Annotated in this window: 11 protein-coding genes; 4 read left to right on the top strand and 7 right to left on the bottom strand. The window is 50.5% G+C overall.

All coding sequences use genetic code 11. The features are described 5' to 3' along the window. Window positions 1–421 precede the first annotated feature (421 nt). Together pntA and pntB are read left to right on the top strand one after the other, a co-directional pair. Complete coding sequence (gene pntA / locus B4923_RS09295) at window positions 422–1951, top strand: Re/Si-specific NAD(P)(+) transhydrogenase subunit alpha (protein ID WP_109054075.1); 1530 nt, start codon at window positions 422–424, stop codon at window positions 1949–1951. A 10-nt stretch (window positions 1952–1961) separates the two neighbouring features. After that, the gene (gene pntB / locus B4923_RS09290) at window positions 1962–3350 is read left to right on the top strand and encodes a Re/Si-specific NAD(P)(+) transhydrogenase subunit beta (protein WP_109054074.1); all 1389 of its coding nucleotides are present in this window, start codon (window positions 1962–1964) and stop codon (window positions 3348–3350) included. Between the two features lie 86 nt (window positions 3351–3436). On the opposite strand, the gene uspE is transcribed toward pntB, so the two are convergent. From uspE to B4923_RS09270, 4 genes are all read right to left on the bottom strand, one after another. Then, window positions 3437–4393, bottom strand: a complete 957-nt coding sequence (gene uspE / locus B4923_RS09285; RefSeq protein WP_109054073.1) for a universal stress protein UspE — start codon at window positions 4391–4393, stop codon at window positions 3437–3439. Window positions 4394–4517: 124 nt separating this feature from the next. Then, window positions 4518–5270: a fumarate/nitrate reduction transcriptional regulator Fnr gene (gene fnr, locus B4923_RS09280; protein WP_109054072.1), complete on the bottom strand. Its 753-nt coding sequence runs from the start codon at window positions 5268–5270 to the stop codon at window positions 4518–4520. Window positions 5271–5441: 171 nt separating this feature from the next. Further along, complete coding sequence (ogt, locus tag B4923_RS09275; RefSeq protein ID WP_109054071.1) at window positions 5442–5975, bottom strand: methylated-DNA--[protein]-cysteine S-methyltransferase; 534 nt, start codon at window positions 5973–5975, stop codon at window positions 5442–5444. 253 nt (window positions 5976–6228) lie between these two features. After that, the gene (locus B4923_RS09270; protein ID WP_109054070.1) at window positions 6229–7821 is read right to left on the bottom strand and encodes a hypothetical protein; all 1593 of its coding nucleotides are present in this window, start codon (window positions 7819–7821) and stop codon (window positions 6229–6231) included. Between the two features lie 119 nt (window positions 7822–7940). On the opposite strand from B4923_RS09270, the gene B4923_RS09265 reads away from it, so the two are divergent. Together B4923_RS09265 and cybB are read left to right on the top strand one after the other, a co-directional pair. Then, window positions 7941–9230: a Gfo/Idh/MocA family oxidoreductase gene (locus B4923_RS09265; RefSeq protein WP_109054069.1), complete on the top strand. Its 1290-nt coding sequence runs from the start codon at window positions 7941–7943 to the stop codon at window positions 9228–9230. 232 nt (window positions 9231–9462) lie between these two features. Continuing rightward, the gene (gene cybB, locus B4923_RS09260; RefSeq protein ID WP_109054068.1) at window positions 9463–9999 is read left to right on the top strand and encodes a cytochrome b561; all 537 of its coding nucleotides are present in this window, start codon (window positions 9463–9465) and stop codon (window positions 9997–9999) included. An 87-nt stretch (window positions 10000–10086) separates the two neighbouring features. Here cybB and B4923_RS09255 read toward each other — a convergent pair whose 3' ends face one another. From B4923_RS09255 to B4923_RS09245, 3 genes are read right to left on the bottom strand one after another with little or no spacing between them, the layout of a single operon-like run. Continuing rightward, window positions 10087–12558 carry a putative virulence factor gene (locus B4923_RS09255; RefSeq protein WP_109054067.1) on the bottom strand — a complete coding sequence of 824 codons (2472 nt, stop codon included), beginning with the start codon at window positions 12556–12558 and terminating at the stop codon, window positions 10087–10089. Next, window positions 12555–15542, bottom strand: a complete 2988-nt coding sequence (locus B4923_RS09250) for a virulence factor SrfB (RefSeq protein WP_109054066.1) — start codon at window positions 15540–15542, stop codon at window positions 12555–12557. The genes B4923_RS09255 and B4923_RS09250 overlap by 4 nt, the downstream gene beginning before the upstream one ends. Next, window positions 15542–16966, bottom strand: coding sequence for an SrfA family protein (locus tag B4923_RS09245; protein WP_109054065.1), 1425 nt, complete (start codon window positions 16964–16966; stop codon window positions 15542–15544). Before B4923_RS09245 ends, B4923_RS09250 begins: the two co-directional genes overlap by 1 nt. Between the last annotated feature and the right edge of the window lie 29 nt (window positions 16967–16995).

Here is a 16995-nt window from a genome sequence, read left to right as displayed (position 1 = left end):
GGTACGCTTCAGCATTTTAAGCGACATCCCCGGTTATTTTTTTCTCTGCGGAATAGAGAAAAACACTAATAATGACGGTTAATGATTATTTTACCATCATAAGGGATATTTATATTGTTCTTTGCATTAACAAGCCCATAACACATCATTTTTGTGAAATGACTCAGAACAATACTTCAATAATAATGCTACAAAAGGTGAAGATAAGCATGATTTCTGACCAAAAAAAGCTGACTATCCCCGTGATAACTCGGCTTTTCTGTGAAATTCGTTTTATGTATGGATCATCGATCACATTTTCAGTAGGTTATAGGTGAATTTGCTTGAAGAGATACAGAGTGCAGCGGGTCTCGGCTGATTCATATTATAGATACAGTGAAAATAACAACCGTCGTTAAAAATAAGCGAAAAGGGAATCAGTATGCGTATTGGTGTACCAAGAGAACGGTTGACCAATGAAGCACGGGTTGCAGCAACGCCGAAAACGGTTGAGCAGTTGCTAAAACTTGGCTTTGAGGTCGCGATAGAAAGTGGAGCGGGGAAACTGGCCAGCTTTGACGATGCGGCATATCAGGAAGCCGGGGCGTCAATTGTTGACAGTACTGAAGTCTGGCAATCTGACATCGTTCTGAAAGTGAATGCACCGCAGGATGATGAAATTGAGCTGACCCGAGCGGGAAGCACCGTGATCAGCTTTATCTGGCCGGCTCAAAATCCTGAACTGCTGGAAAAGCTGGCTGCGCGTCAGGTGACTGTGCTGGCAATGGACTCTGTTCCTCGTATTTCCCGAGCCCAGTCTATGGATGCGCTCAGCTCCATGGCCAACATTGCGGGTTATCGCGCTATTGTTGAAGCTGCCCACGAATTTGGTCGTTTCTTCACTGGACAAATTACCGCTGCCGGTAAAGTACCGCCGGCAAAAGTGATGATTATTGGTGCCGGTGTGGCCGGTCTGGCTGCAATTGGCGCGGCCGGAAGCCTTGGCGCGATTGTTCGTGCTTTTGATACTCGCCCGGAAGTAAAAGAGCAGGTCAAAAGCATGGGCGCCGAGTTCCTTGAACTCGACTTTGAAGAAGAAGCAGGCAGCGGTGACGGCTATGCCAAAGTCATGTCTGAAGCCTTTATCAAAGCGGAAATGGAATTGTTCGCCGCACAGGCAAAAGAAGTGGACATCATTGTCACTACCGCACTGATTCCCGGTAAGCCGGCTCCGCGTCTGATTACCAAAGAGATGGTGCTGAGCATGAAGTCCGGCAGCGTGATTGTCGATCTGGCGGCGCAAACGGGCGGCAACTGCGAATTGACCGTTGCCGATCGGGTAACGGTAACGGAAAACGGCGTCAAGATTATCGGTTATACCGACCTGCCAAGCCGTTTACCGACTCAGTCTTCTCAGCTTTACGGTACCAACCTGGTTAACCTGCTGAAACTGCTGTGTAAAGAGAAGAACGGCGAAATTGACGTTGATTTCGAAGACAATGTTATTCGTGGAGTAACCGTCGTCAAAGAGGGCGAAGTTACCTGGCCAGCGCCGCCGATCCAGGTTTCCGCTCAGCCGCAACAGGCCAAGCCTGCCGCTGCGGTGGTGAAAGAAGAAGCCAAGCCCTCGTCTCCCTGGAAGAAATATGCTTTCCTTGCGCTGGCGATCCTGCTGTTTGGCTGGCTGGCTAACGTGGCGCCAAAAGAATTCTTGTCTCACTTTACTGTGTTTGCTCTGGCTTGCGTCGTGGGTTACTACGTGGTGTGGAACGTCAGCCATGCGCTGCATACGCCGCTGATGTCGGTAACCAATGCGATTTCCGGCATTATCGTTGTAGGGGCATTGTTGCAAATCGGTCACGGCGGATGGGTGTCTTTCTTTTCCTTTATTGCCGTATTGATTGCCAGCATCAATATTTTCGGTGGTTTCACCGTCACTCAGCGCATGCTGAAAATGTTCCGCAAAAATTAAGGGGTAACACATGTCTGGTGGATTAGTTACAGCTGCATACATTGTTGCCGCGATTTTATTTATTTTCAGTTTGGCCGGTTTGTCCAAGCATGAAACGTCCCGTCAGGGAAATATCTTTGGCGTCACCGGGATGGCGATTGCACTGCTTGCCACCATCCTGGGGCCTGATGCTGGAAATGTGGCCTGGATTATCGTCGCGATGGTAATCGGCGGCTCGATCGGCGTTTATCTGGCACGTAAAGTTGAAATGACGGAAATGCCGGAACTGGTTGCCATTCTCCACAGTTTTGTGGGTCTGGCCGCGGTGCTGGTTGGGTTTAACAGTTTTCTCGATCACGGCGAAATCACCGATCCGGTGATGGTGAATATCCATTTGACGGAAGTCTTCCTGGGAATCTTCATCGGTGCAGTGACCTTTACCGGTTCTGTTGTCGCGTTTGGCAAACTGCGCGGCATTATTTCATCCAAACCCCTGATGCTGCCGCATCGCCATAAAATGAACCTGGCGGCGCTGGTTGTTTCTTTCCTGCTGTTGCTGGTCTTCATTAATACGGGCAGCGTAGCTTTGCAGGTTATCGCTTTACTGCTGATGACGATCATTGCGCTGGCGTTCGGCTGGCATCTGGTCGCCTCTATCGGCGGGGCAGACATGCCTGTCGTGGTTTCCATGCTGAACTCTTACTCCGGTTGGGCCGCTGCCGCTGCCGGTTTCATGTTGAGCAACGACCTGCTGATCGTTACCGGCGCGCTGGTTGGTTCTTCCGGTGCTATCCTGTCTTACATTATGTGTAAAGCAATGAACCGTTCCTTTATCAGCGTGATCGCCGGGGGCTTCGGTACCGATGGCTCCTCCACGGGCGCAAGCGAGGAAATGGGGGAATATCGTGAAGCGTCTGCGGAAGATGTTGCAGAGTTGCTCAAAAATTCAACCTCTGTGATTATCACTCCGGGATACGGTATGGCGGTAGCACAGGCTCAATATCCGGTTCACGATATTACGGCCAAACTGCGTGCTCGCGGTATTAATGTCCGTTTTGGCATTCATCCGGTTGCCGGTCGTTTGCCTGGGCACATGAACGTCCTGCTGGCTGAAGCCAAGGTCCCTTACGATATCGTACTGGAAATGGATGAAATCAATGATGATTTCACCGATACCGATACTGTACTGGTCATTGGCGCCAACGATACGGTTAACCCGGCGGCACAGGAAGATCCGCATAGCCCCATCGCCGGGATGCCGGTGCTGGAAGTGTGGAAAGCGCAGAACGTTATCGTATTCAAACGTTCAATGAATACCGGCTATGCCGGCGTTCAGAATCCGCTGTTCTTTAAAGAAAATACGCAGATGTTGTTTGGTGATGCCAAAGCAAGCGTAGAGGCGATCCTGAAAGCGCTGTAAGCAACGTAATATGAGAAAAAGCGAAGGGGCGATAATATCGCCCCTTTTTTACAATTTATAAATCTAAAATGCCGACTGTGTTCTTTCTACGCGTCCTCGTTTTCCTGGTCTTCAAGCGTAATCGGCGAAACAAAGTCATCGGGTTTGATCGCCAGCAGGTCACATTTCAGGTGATCGATGACGTGTTCCACGGTATTACCAATAAACGCGGCGGAAAGACCGGTTCTGCCGAGCGAACCCAGTACCACGACACCGGCCTGTAAATGCTCCGCTAAATCGGGAATAACTTCTTCCGGTAAACCTTTTTCCACATGAGTCACCCGTTCATCCAGATTAAATTTCTGGCGCAATGATTTCATGGCAATCAGGTGCTGACCACGAATAGCATCGTTGTACACACCGGGATCAAAATCTGGCAGTTCAATTGCAATGTTGATGGGCGTAACCGGATAGGCGCCGACCAGATGGACCTCGGTTTGGTTCACCTGTTTTGCCAGTTCCAGCGTTTCGGAGACCAGCTTAATATTGAGCGGATCGTGATACGGATCTTCACTGGCCAAATTAACGGCAACCAACGCCCGTCCTTCTTCCGGCCAGGGCTGATCTTTCACCATCCAGACCGGACAAGGGCATTTACGCAATAACTGCCAGTCGGTGGGGGTAAAAATAACGGCCTCCAGCCGGTCATGCTGATGCGCCATTTTTAGCAGCAGGTCATGCTGTCCGGCAATCACTTCCCGAATAATGGCTTCAAATGGCTTGTTGTGCCAGACCACTTTGATCTCTATCGGAACGCCCGCATCAAGATAATATTTACACTGTTCCGTAATCCATTCGGTACGCTGCTGGATGACGCCTTGCCGCATTTCTGTCCGTTCGTCCGGAGAAAGCAGGGTGGTCATTTCATAAGAAAAATCATAGATAGGCAAAAACGCCTTGATTCGGCCGCCGAGCCGCTGAACCAGGTAAACCGCCCGACGCAGCGCTGGTTGGTCATCCTGATTCGGGTCAATAGCGACAAGTAAGTTCTGATACTTTGCCATAGGTCCTCCAAACAGCTGTTGATCCACAGTCTGTAAATTAAGAGTACCCCAATGGAATCGCTTTGGACAACAGATGATGTGGACCGGATCAATAAAATAAGAAAATCACTGATCCGGCAATCAGTTAGGCTTTGTTACGGGGAGTACCAGCCAGTTCGGAAAGCGCATCGATATTCTCGATGGTGATGTATTTGCCTTTTACCGCCAGAATGCCGCTCTTCTGAAAACGCCCCAGCAGACGACTAATTGTTTCAACCGTTAACCCCAGATAATTACCGATATCGCCACGGGTCATGGTTAAACGGAACTCTCGAGGAGAAAAACCGCGTTGGGCAAAACGGCGCGACAGATTATAAACAAACGCCGCCAGACGCTCTTCCGCGTTTTTCTTCGACAGCAACAGAATCATATCCTGATCGCCACGAATTTCACCGCTCATCAGGCGCATCATTTGCTGACGCAGATTGGGCATCTTGCCGGAGAGGTCATCCAGTGTTTCAAAAGGGATTTCACACACCATGGATGTTTCCAGCGCCTGGGCGAAACTTGGATGTTGTGCATTCCCGATCGCATCGAAACCGACCAGGTCACCTGCCAGATGGAATCCCGTGATCTGTTCATCACCCTGTTCGGTGATGGTATAACTTTTAATGGTACCTGAGCGGATAGCGTACAACGATTTCAACTCATCGCCGGCTTTGAACAATGCCTGTCCCTTCTGGATGGGTTTTTTTCTTTCAATAATATTATCAAGCTGATCGAGCTCGTGTTCATTTAAGGTAAAAGGAATACATAGCTGACTGATGCTGCAATCCTGGCAGTGGATAGCACAACCGCCAGACTGAATGCGTCGAATAATTCGCTTTTCCGGGATCATAGACTTTGCTCAGGCGATAATTGATATTGGTCAATTTTAACAGCTTTTATCGTCGGTGATAAGACTACTAATCCGCTGAAAAGACCGATATATAGTGAACTAACTATAAATTCTCGCTAATACTTAGCAGAATATACGTTAACGATCAAAATGTTGTCGGGAAAATACGCTTTATAGCGGCAATATATCTTGCTGCGGAAAATACCCCTCATGGGTTAATAGCCACTGTTTTCGGTGCACACCGCCTGCATATCCAGTCAAGGTGCCGTTGGCGCCAATAACCCGGTGACAGGGCACCACGATACTGACCGGGTTTGATCCATTCGCCATGCCAACGGCGCGCGACGCAGTAGGACGACCCAAACGCGCGGCCAGTGTTCCGTAAGTCATTATTTGTCCTGCCGGAATCTGGCGCAACTGGTGCCAGACCTGCTGTTGAAATTCGGTGCCAACTGATGCAACCGGCAGCGTTTCGATAACCTTTAAATCCCCTGCGAAATAGCGTTGCAGACTCTCGGTTAGCCCTCCGGGATTATGGTGAGGTTGCAATGAGAAAGGGGTATGTCGATAACGGCGATTTAGCGAACAATATAATTTTTCTTCATACTCACTCCATTCCACGGCCCTAAGGTGATTATTTTCATCTGCAACAATCATTAATTCGCCAATGGGGGTTAACATTTTGTCCAGAAAGAAAACCTGCATATTTATTCCTTATCTGAGTGTTGATGCCGGCATTAAAAAATAAAACGCGATATACATCACAGGATAATGGTGAAAAAGAGAAAAGAATCACGTTTTTAATCTGAAAATATGAGAGATTAATCACATTAAAATTATGATATTTGCAATTTATATCACAAATTAACCGGTTGTCCCGATTTGCCCCGCCTCTCTTTTAAAAACGCCATTTCAATCAGCGTTGCTCACTTCTATGCTGTTAACCAGCCCCACGGTTTCAGTCTGCCACACGACAGCTTTCGGCGAGTTTGTTCAGACGCTCTGGCGTCATCAGCATCGTTAGGAAATGCGGATGAGCATGCCGGTGTTGTATCAACCAGTTTTGCAGTTCACTGGCAAAACGCAGGGCTTCACCGATTTGCTGTAGCTGACTATTGCGACGGGAAGCCGTCGAACCGTAGTTCTCAATATACAGGCGATCGGCAATCAGCTGTTTGGTTTGATTGAATAATCCGGTGTAACGCCAGGCATATTCCCAACTGGCCGACAAGCGTGCGCAGAGGGCTTCTGGCAATAACCGGGTCTGTTGAATCTCCCGGGCGGACTGGCGTAAATGCTGTGCGAAAAACAGCATCTGCTGACATTCCAGCGTAATTAATTGCCGCTGAGATTCGCCAAACGCGGGGTCATCGACGGGAAAAAGTGGTTGAAAGGATTGCGCCCAGTTGGCGCTTCGCGTTTCAGCATGCAATAGCTGCATGGCATGTTCAAAACTAAGAGGTATCTGGCTATGATGATGCAACAGGCGTCCCAGAAAATAAGGTGTTTTACACATCCAGTCATAGCTGCTGAAAAACAGGGTCTGTACTGTTTCGAAACGTACCTTGTTGCGGGTATCCACGCCGTTCGTCATCAGCCAACGGTGGAAGATCGCGCTAGCGTGCAGACTTTCGCCGGATTGACAGGCGATTTGCGACAGGCCAAACAGATTCACTTCGTTGATCGATTCCAGCAGCGAGCTGTTGCTGAGCCATTCCCAACTGATTCTGGCGCTGACGGCTTCCAGTTCATCCCCGGCGACCGCGTGCGCCCAACTGAGACGTCCCTGAATTTCGTCCACCAACATGCAGGGCAACAGCGTCCAACCGTAATCGATGCCCCAGAGGTCGAATTCGACCCATTTTTTGTAGCCTTTAAAGTCAGCCAGGTCCGGGTTGTTGGCAAAACCGGGACGATAGCCCAGAGCCGTCGCTTTGAGAGAGGCGCGAACATCGTTTGGCAGGCTATTCAGCGTAGTTTGCAACTGACGTCGCGGCCAGCTGTCGTCCGTGTAATCACGCAAAACCAGTTTTTTACCACGTCGGCGCAAACAGCGGTGCAGCGTTTTCATCGCATCCTTCCACTGTTCGGTATGAAACTCCGGAATTTGCAGGCTCAGGATCATGCCGCTGATATCGGGCAGGGCAGCAACGACCTCATCCAGTATTTCACTGTAAAAGCGGTTCAGAAATTGGCTGCCGCCGCCGCTGCTTTCGTGCAGAAAGAACTCGGGGAATTTTTGCTTTATTTTTGCGTCATTCGGAAAAGCTTCCCCCTGAATCCACAGCTGAATGTTTTTCGACCGGCAATAATCGCTAATTCGTTGCAGATAACTCAGCGTACTTTCACGTTCATGATTCAGGTTTTCTATTCCCGGACCTTTGCTGAATATGGATGGGCGGGCGAGCAGCGCCAGCATATTTTGCTGATGAATGATCAGACCATTGAAATGATATTTATCAATGACAGCCATGATCTCAAGAAAATGAGGCCAATGCCAAATTAACGGCGTATTTACCTCCAGCAGCCGGAGCGGGGGATGAAAACTCATGTGTTATTCACTGCAACCAGTCAAAGGTGGGTAAAGGATATAAAACATTGGCGAAAGCCTGTCAATCAATCGAAATAGCTTATTCAAAGCGCGTCATTAAGAAAGAGGAAATGATTATAATGAAGAAAAAATATGCCGTGGTCGGCACGGGAGGGCGTTCCGGCCTTTATTTAGAGTCTATAGCCAGAGATTATCAGCAGGAAGGGGGCTTTGTCGCATTCTGTGATACTAATCAGACGCGAATGGATTATGCGAATCAAATAATCAAAAAATTCGGGCATGAATCAGTGGCTACTTATCGGGCCGATCAATTCGAGCAAATGATCGCGGAAACCAAACCCGATATCGTGATTGTCACATCCGTGGATCGTACTCATCACCACTATATTATCCGGGCAATGGAACTTGGTTGTGATGTGATCAGCGAAAAACCCATGACCATTGATGAAGAGAAATGTCAGGCAATTATCGATGCCATCAACCGCACTGGCCGCAAGCTGCGGGTGACGTTCAACTATCGCTATGCTCCGCATCACAGCAAAATCCGTGAATTAATCGCAGCCGGTATCATTGGTGAGGTGTTCTCGGTACATTTTGAATGGTTGCTCAATACCGAACACGGCGCAGATTATTTCCGTCGTTGGCATCGTGACAAACGCAACAGCGGCGGTTTGCTGGTGCATAAATCGACCCACCATTTCGATCTGGTCAACTTCTGGTTGGGTAGCGAACCAGAAACGGTATATGCCCAGGGCGATCTGCGTTTCTACGGTAAAGCCAATGCGGAAAATCGCGGTGTAACCCAATTTTATACCCGTTCACATAATAGCCCGGCTGCGGAGAATGATCCTTTCGCGCTACATATGAATAAAAGCGAACAGTTGACGGCGCTTTATTTGAATGCAGAACATGAAGATGGTTATCTTCGGGATAAAAGCGTTTTTGACGACGGGATTAATATTGAGGATGTGATGGGTGTGATGGTGCGTTATAAAAATAAAACCATCATGACCTATTCATTAAATGCCTATTTACCCTGGGAGGGGTTGAATGTGGTCTTTAACGGTAGTAAAGGTCGATTGGAAATGAAGTTGGTTGAGAAATCTTATGTGAACGGAGGAGGGCAAAAAGAGGACGAAGGTGCTCTGAATACATGTGAGATAAAAGTATATCCCATGTTCGATGAGCCTTATATCGTACCCGTTGAATATAAGAAGGGCGGTCATGGCGGCGGCGATCGGGTCATGTTGAATGATTTGTTTGGCACCCCCGAGCCGGACCCATTAAATCGGGCAGCCGATTATCGGGATGGCGCCATGTCTATTTTAACAGGCATCGCCGCTAATCGTTCTTTACGCACTGAATTGCCAGTAAAAATAAAAGACCTGGCCGTGAAATTACCAAAATAAACAATAGAAACCCTGTCTGAGAAAATAACGGCTCAGGCAGGGATCTTCCGTATCCGTAGTACCCACGACGGGTGGAAGGCGACCGATATCAATATGAGGCAACGCTGGCGGACTGGCGCCTAACGTCATGCGTATCGTGAGTTATTTTCATGAAAAGCTTTTAAAGGTTTTAATCTTTTCCTAATCTGATTTATATCGTGTATGAATGTTTCAAGCTTTCAGAGGATGACTCATGAAGAAATACGCCCCAAGCCAAATCTTTTTCCACTGGATTATTTTTGTTTTGATTGTTGTGACGTATTGTGCCATGGAGCTTCGAGGCTTCGTACCGCGTGGCTCAAACGCCCGTGAATGGATGAGAGTACTGCATTATACCTGTGGTCTGAGCGTATTGATTCTGAGTGTGGCTCGTATCGTTATCAAAATTACCCACCAGGAACCGGAGATTGTGCCGCCATTACCGCGTTGGCAACGGATTCTCTCCAAGTCCGTTCATGGCGTACTCTATCTCATGTTTATTGGCCTACCGCTGATGGGGGTGCTGTCGCTTTATTATGGCGGCATCGAATGGTCGTTTTTCTTCTTTCCGATGCCATTCAGCGAGGAGCCGGATCTGATGATGGAGAGCGATCTCATCGATATCCATGAAACCATCGCCAGCGTCGGATATTTTATCATTGGACTTCATGCGGTGGCGGCGCTCTATCATCACTATATTGTGCGCGACAATACCTTAATCAGAATGATGCCGGGGAAAAGAAAAGGGTAAGAGTGTTCTTCCAGCGGGATTCATTCAGGCAATACTGCCGGGAAGGTGAGCGCACAAAAGCACAGCGGTTTTTGCGCGCTTCACTGATTATTTCTCTGCCGGTTTAATCAGCGTCAGAATATCCCCTAATTGCTCGCGCTGATCGGTACTGACCTCCCGTCCGGCAGAATATCCTGCATTCTGGATAATCATTTCATTCAAACCAACCAGCCAGTCATAGATATAAAAAGCGGTGTTGTTGGTTGGCGTCAGCGCCAACCTGGTCAGGCGCTGTGACGCACCGAAATTTACCGCCTGTTTTTCCGGCTTGGCAAAGATCCGGTGTCCACGATTGATTCGGCTGGCAGGGCGCAATGCTTCTTCCATTTGCTGAAAGCCCAGCCATGCCACAAAGTCACCCAACACGGTCAGGACACGGGAAACCTGACGATCTGCTTTGCTTTCGCGGTGAACGCCTAATTGTTCCGTATCGACCAGCATACTAACCAGCGCGTCCTCAATATTCAGGCGAATGCTGGCGGTGATGAGTTCCTCCACCAGAATTTCAATCGTTGCTTTTGTCACGCCCAACAGTTCAATCAGCGGCGAGTTTTCAGGCTGGCTGCGCAGGTGATTAACCCAGTAGCGATATACATGATGGGCGTATTCCGCTTCATAGCCGTGGTCGAGCGTCTGTACCGGCGAGGATGCCAGCGGGTCAGACTCGATCGGATCGTCGGCAAACAGATCTATCTCGATCCCGATCCCAAAAGGATCGGCGCCAGTGGGCGGCGTGACTGACTCTTCGATTTCTGAGTGGTAAGCGACATATCCCGACGGATCTTGCTGTTTCAGGTAGAGACGACGCAGTTCATCACGGGAAGGCAACAAACGTTCCAGCAGCTCGCCATGTACGCCGGTTCGAGTTTGCAGTGATTTAAGCAGCGTCTCCGCGATACGCTGTTTCTCCGCCGGATCGTCAGCCCCGGCGGGCTGATACCAGCACCCCAGCAGGTTGTCACTCAGTTCACGCTGAATTTCGCTGAGCTGTTCGCTGATGCGGCCAAGTTTCACTTCCCGGTGGACTTCAGTTCCCAACCAGGTTGCCATCCGGGTAACGCCGCGTTTATCCATGGCCAACATGGTTCCCCAGGCATCGCCGGGGTTACCGACATAACGCTGTACCGCGGCGTCATGGTTCTGTCCGTGGGTAATGCGCCGATCAAATTTGGTCACCGCCCAAATCAGGCCTGGCTTGCGTCGGCTGCGGATTTGGGTATTTTCGCCCTGCGTCTGGCGTACCCAGTAATCCAACGCCTTGCCAACGGTTTTGATATCCTCACGTTTACCTGCCGCGGTACAGACCATCAGGACATTCATTTCCTGATTATCGGTGTAGCGTTCCAGAAGGTATGCGCGTTTGGCGCGCAGCAGCGTTAGCGCCAACGGGTAGTTATCACTGCTGGCTTCCGTCGCCTGAGGGTTTTCTGTCGCCTCGCTGGTATCACCAAATCCCGGAAAATCCAGAATATCGACCTGCTCAAACAGCGCTTCGCGGGGAGACGAATGCAACGGAATCAATAGCTCAACGGCCAACATGGTCAATTCCGCCAGAGATAGTTCGACGGTTTTTCCTGCACGACCGTTTAACACCGGACGCACCAACACACCGGGATCTGAAGCGGTATTAAGTCGTGTCAGCGTGGCGCCGTGGATAATGCCGTTGGCGGGCTGCTGATTTTCATCGACCAGTATCCTGAGGGGAGCCAGTACCTTGCTTGTTCCGGACAGGTGTTGCAGGGTATGGCCGAAATGACGATAGGCTGCGGTTAACGTTTTGAGGTCACCCCACAGCACTGAAAATAGATGGGCGCGATCGTCAACGCTGAGATAAGGCGCCAGCTCTACGGCGACAGGCCAGTAGTGTGTTGCCAGCTGCTTTTGCCGTTTGGCGTCGTGGCGGGCCAGATAATCCCACAGTTCGACCACTTCATCGCGTGTCATACCGTCTACCGGTTCCGTCTGGCGGTGTCGCGACAGCGTTTTCAAATGTTCGCTAATATAATGCTCATCTAATTCTTCAAACGAGGTTTCCTGATTGAGATCGTACAGGAAGGCATTCGCCATAATCTTGCCGATATCCACTTCGCTGAGCAGTAATAGTTGTACCGGGAAGGACTTATTTTTTACTCCGGCCTGACGGCTAAAGCGCGTAACCAGGGCAGTGGCCTGATTGGTCGGGTTGATATGCGTCAGAAAGTCTAACTGTTGCCCTTCGAATGACGTTTCCAGTTTGCCGTTCTCGCCAGATGCCAGAGAAGCAATCAGATAAGATTTCCCGGCCTGCGACAGACCAAAGAAACCGATGGCGATCTCTTTGAGTGACACATTCGCCAGATGTTTCGTTTTGTTGCGATGGCGGCGCAGCTTGACGATCAGACGGTCTGCTTCCATATCCAGACGCGGCGCATTCTGCCGTGTGTTCTCAATCCAGTCGATGGCCTGATCAACGCCCTCGGTGACGGCTTGTAGCTGGCTGTTGAGTCGGCTGGAGAGTTGTTTGGGCGTTAAAGGTCTCATTTTCTAAATACACTCCCACTATCGATCCAGTAATGCGTCGCGCCGGTTCCGTTAGCGGTTAAGGTGTTTAACTTAAGTCGTAAATGCTGCGCAGGAACAGGGGTGCCATCTTCCAGAACGGCATTTGCGATTTCAAAACGTCCCGGACTATCCTGCCCATCGCCTTTCGTCACGGCGAGTCTGACGTGCAAGATACTGTCGCCAACGACTTTCCTCGCCAGATCCTGATCGACGATCGACAAAATATACAGCGCAGACGCCGGCCAACGTTCGTTATCGAGTTGGCGAAAGCCCAGGCAAAGGGAACCGCGCACCTGGAAACTGGCGTCCGGATCTAATTCGAAATCAGCGTCATCCAGATCGATGTCACCGTAATACACGTTATCCGTGGTCAGGGCGTTATTCGCGTCCATCATGCCGAGATAGCGGATCGTGGAATAGGGCTGGAAATCCCCGACTTTGAAATAGAAGCCCGGCAAACGCAAATCGAGCGCCAGCAGGCACAGCATGGCGCCCACCGCCGCCGTCGACTTCGGATTATCAATGCGTCCGCGTTTATTGAACGGATACCAGTCATTCGTATGATAGCCATCCAGCGATAACATGCGGTTAATCGGTAGCGGCTGCAAATGCCGGAACAGCGCCTGGATACCGGGGAAACGGGAAGGGCGGCCAGTCAGTAATAAAATATCGCAAGAGTAGAGCGACACCACCTCGGACATTAAACGCAGATTTTGCGTAATATTCATGCGGTTGGACAAAAATTCGCCGTGCAGCTTGCTCAATTTAAGAATGAGCGGCACTTGTAGAATATCAAACGGATTGTCATCTACCGGCAATTCGCGTTGTACTTCCGTGTTGACGTACTCCAGCACTTTCGATGTCGGATGTTGTGTCAGTAATTCACCAAAAGTAGATTCGATTTCGGCACTGGTATCCAGCGGATCGAAGCTTTCATAGGCTTCCAGAATCGAGCGACCAATCGGAATGAAGATCTGCAACGTCACCTGTTGACGCAATGTGAGCTGCCCGTCCATTCGGCCTTCGCTGCCGAACAGTTTCGCCATCAGCATATCCGGACTGACCATACCGGCATTTTTCAGCGCAGCCTGAAGAGCCGGTAAAACGTAAAGTTGAATCACATCAAGCAGGATGTCGTCGCCCGCGACCTTAAAGCCTTCACGGAACAGCAGGCGCGGAATGATTTTAACGTTATTCCCGACGCCGTCATCCAGCAAATATTGGGTTATCGCCAGATCGGTCGTGCCGCCGCCGATATCAATCGATGCGATACGCAACGTTTTACCGGCAGGTTCACCTTCGGCCAGTTCTTTATCCGGACGCGACATGCTGGCAAAAAAGTCTTCCGCGCGACCGCCAAAATTTACCTGGGCTTCGTTATACAGGTAGACCATTTGTCCGCAGGTCGCTTCGTCCCATTCGATTTGAACCTCCGGTACCGGTACGCGGCTTTTCTGCTTGTCCGACGGTGTCGTGAAATCATCATCCAACGGGTGCCAACCCATGGATTTCCACACCAGTGCGATCGCTTCATGCATCCGGCGGCGGAAAATTTCACGTTCTGGTTTAGGCATGGCCGAAGGCAACGTCAGAATAATATTGCGCAATTGACGCGGCGCGGACGAGTGGATCATTTTCAGCCGTTGTGCCGCACTGTTCATTTGCATCATTGCCTGAACCAACAACTCGGACAGCATAAACGTCATGATGGAACTGCGGCTGTAGTGCGGAGAGAATACCGGCAAACGTTCGTCCAACGGCTGGTCGTACAGCGGTTGACCTTCATCATTGAGCAGGATGGTCATCGGCATGGCGGTCGCCAGCGGCTCATTTTGCGAATGCGCATCCGGTTGACTGAAACGCCAGCCGGGCGCATAGCTTTCTTCATCCCACAAATAACGACGCGGACTGGAAATACCGGTTGAACCTTCCGTACCCTGACGCAATAGCGCCATGCGGCTGGCTTCGCGGCCAACGCGGGTAATCGAAGGCCAGATAAAAGCATCATCACGGCCGCTTTCCACAGAGAAGTTTTGCTTACCGAATTTCGCCTGGGCAAATTCAACGCGGCTTTCAAACAGTTCGTTATACAGATAATGCGGTTTACTCAAGTCGCGCAATTGTAACTCGTAGGTCTGTTTCAGACCGTTACTTTCATCGGCGTGATCTTCAACCAGAATACCGCAGGTGTGAGAGTTACCCACGTCAAGGATCAGGTCAACATTGACGGCCGGTTCCTGCAACGTGTTGGTATTAATTCGAATTTCGGGTATAGACAGCTGGTTGCCCAACATGTCCAGCAGGTTCATGTAGTGCGCCTGATATTCAAATCCTCTGAGCGCGGCTTTGATATCCCGCGCATCCCGGTTTTCCTGCCGGGCCGCCCGCTGAGTGAAAACTTCTCTCAGCCAGCCATCAACCCAGGTTTGATCGAGGAATTCGCCCAGTTCATCACTGTGATAGGCCAATGCAAAACTGCCACCGGTTTTGATGTCATTCTCATTCGGCGCCAGCGCTTCGTAAGGATGTCCTTCTGGATACACTTTGGTATCAAATGCCAGACAGATACGGTAGGTATTACCATCCTGATCCGGTGTGTCCAGCGCGAGGACTTGCATTCGCGCCCAGTTATCCGGTCCGCCCATAAATGTACGCGGCGGATTGAAACGCAAAAAGGGCAGCGGCAACCAGATCTTTTCCAGCAGTTTCAGCGATTGTTCAAGCGGAATACTCAGCTCTGGCTTGACCACTTCCGGCGGCGCGCCTGCGGGCGACGGCAGCAAATATTTGTCCGTTTGCTCATCGTAAATCAGGCGCAGTAGCGGTCCGTTGGCGCTTTTACGGACATATTTATTCGGAAAATCAAGGCTTGCTTCCGGTTTTAACGCGAAATCCAGAAATTGGATCCCACTGTCCTGGATAAGCGTAATTCTTTGTTTATAATCAGTAATCGTTGCCAGCATTAGGATTTACTCTCACGCTTTATCGTCATAGGGAAAACCGAGTCAGCGTCGTAGCGACCGATACACTCCGCAGCGCCAGTCGCAGCCGCGCCTTGTTTACATACGATTTCTGGCATCTGGAATCTGGAATTATCACTGCACCGCGCTCTGGTACGGCTGTTAATAATCAGATTACCGGAACTCATTAACCCCGCTTCAATATCCGCACGACAAGTGACACCGTCACCATGCGTAATCCGCGCGGTGCCTTTGCCGTTCCTGATTTGATAGCTCAGGCTTGGTGGTCGGCCCGTGATCGGCGGCGTTTTCACATTGACAGCGACACGCCAGTTTCCATTGAGGAAGTTGATGGAACCCATACGCACGGCATCCGCAGGCATGACCAGATCGTCTTTTCCTGCCGGGACTATCGGCGCTTCTGGAACCGGAGCAGGAGCAGGCTCTGCGGGAACTGCTGCGATTTCTTTCGGCTCGGTGGTCACCGGTGGTTTAACCGCCGGTGTTTCCGCAACAGGCTCTTCAGTCGGCGCGGTTGTGGCGACTACCGTCTCGGCTGGCGTGGTTTCTGGTGGTACGGATGCCGGCGTCGTGGCGTTACTCACCACCGGTGGCTCCGATTCTGGGGTGCGGGCAGAAGAAGGCAAGGCGCGTTTTTCTGGCTTAACGGTTAACGCTAATGGCGCGGGTTCTGGCGTCGCGTTCTGTTCAGAAAATCCGCCGCGAATGAAGAAGGACAATACGGCCATTAACGCTGCCGCCGGGAATAACCACCACATACGTAACCAGGGACGGCGGGCTGCCACGGCGGGTTCTGGAACTGGCTCCGGCGTCGTCATAACAGGTTTTGGTTCAGGTGGTGTGGAGGGCGCAACCGGTGCTTCGGGCAGTTCGGCATAGGCGGAGATGGACGCAGGAACCGTGAATACCGGCTCACTTTCTTTCTCTGTCGGGCGCAGGCAGTCAAGCGCGTCGGTTCGCGACTTCTTATCCAGATTGACAAACCCCCAGAAGGTTAATACGGGGTTACCATCAACCAGATAGACATGATTCGGTCCCGGAAACTGGATGGCTTTCGCCAGCAAGACGCCAAACAGCTTCTGTCCGGCGTTCTCCGCACTTTGCGCACGCTGGCTAATGTCAGCAACGGCGGCCTGATAGGTTTCCAACCGTTTTAGCGCAACGTCGCGTTCCTTTTCACTGGCGGCAATCCATGAGGTAACTTTACCTTCGATCGGCGAATACCAGTCAATTCGGTCGCCATTTTCATTGGGTTGGGGAATAGCCAGACAGTCTGCAATCTGTTGTTGTTTCCGAAGACGTAATGTTTCCCGTAACTGAAGTGCTGATGCATAAACCGGCTGCCCATTTTCGCCCAGTGCCAGAAAGTCATCCAAACTTCCACTACGTAAAAATAATTTTGCCACGCAAAAGAGACCTTTTGTAATAGATGCCT

Origin of the sequence: Brenneria roseae subsp. americana (assembly GCF_003115815.1) — a bacterium.
Taxonomy (GTDB): domain Bacteria; phylum Pseudomonadota; class Gammaproteobacteria; order Enterobacterales; family Enterobacteriaceae; genus Brenneria; species Brenneria roseae.
The sequence above is the reverse complement of the archived record's forward strand: the minus strand, read 5'-3'. Positions and strand labels throughout refer to the sequence as shown.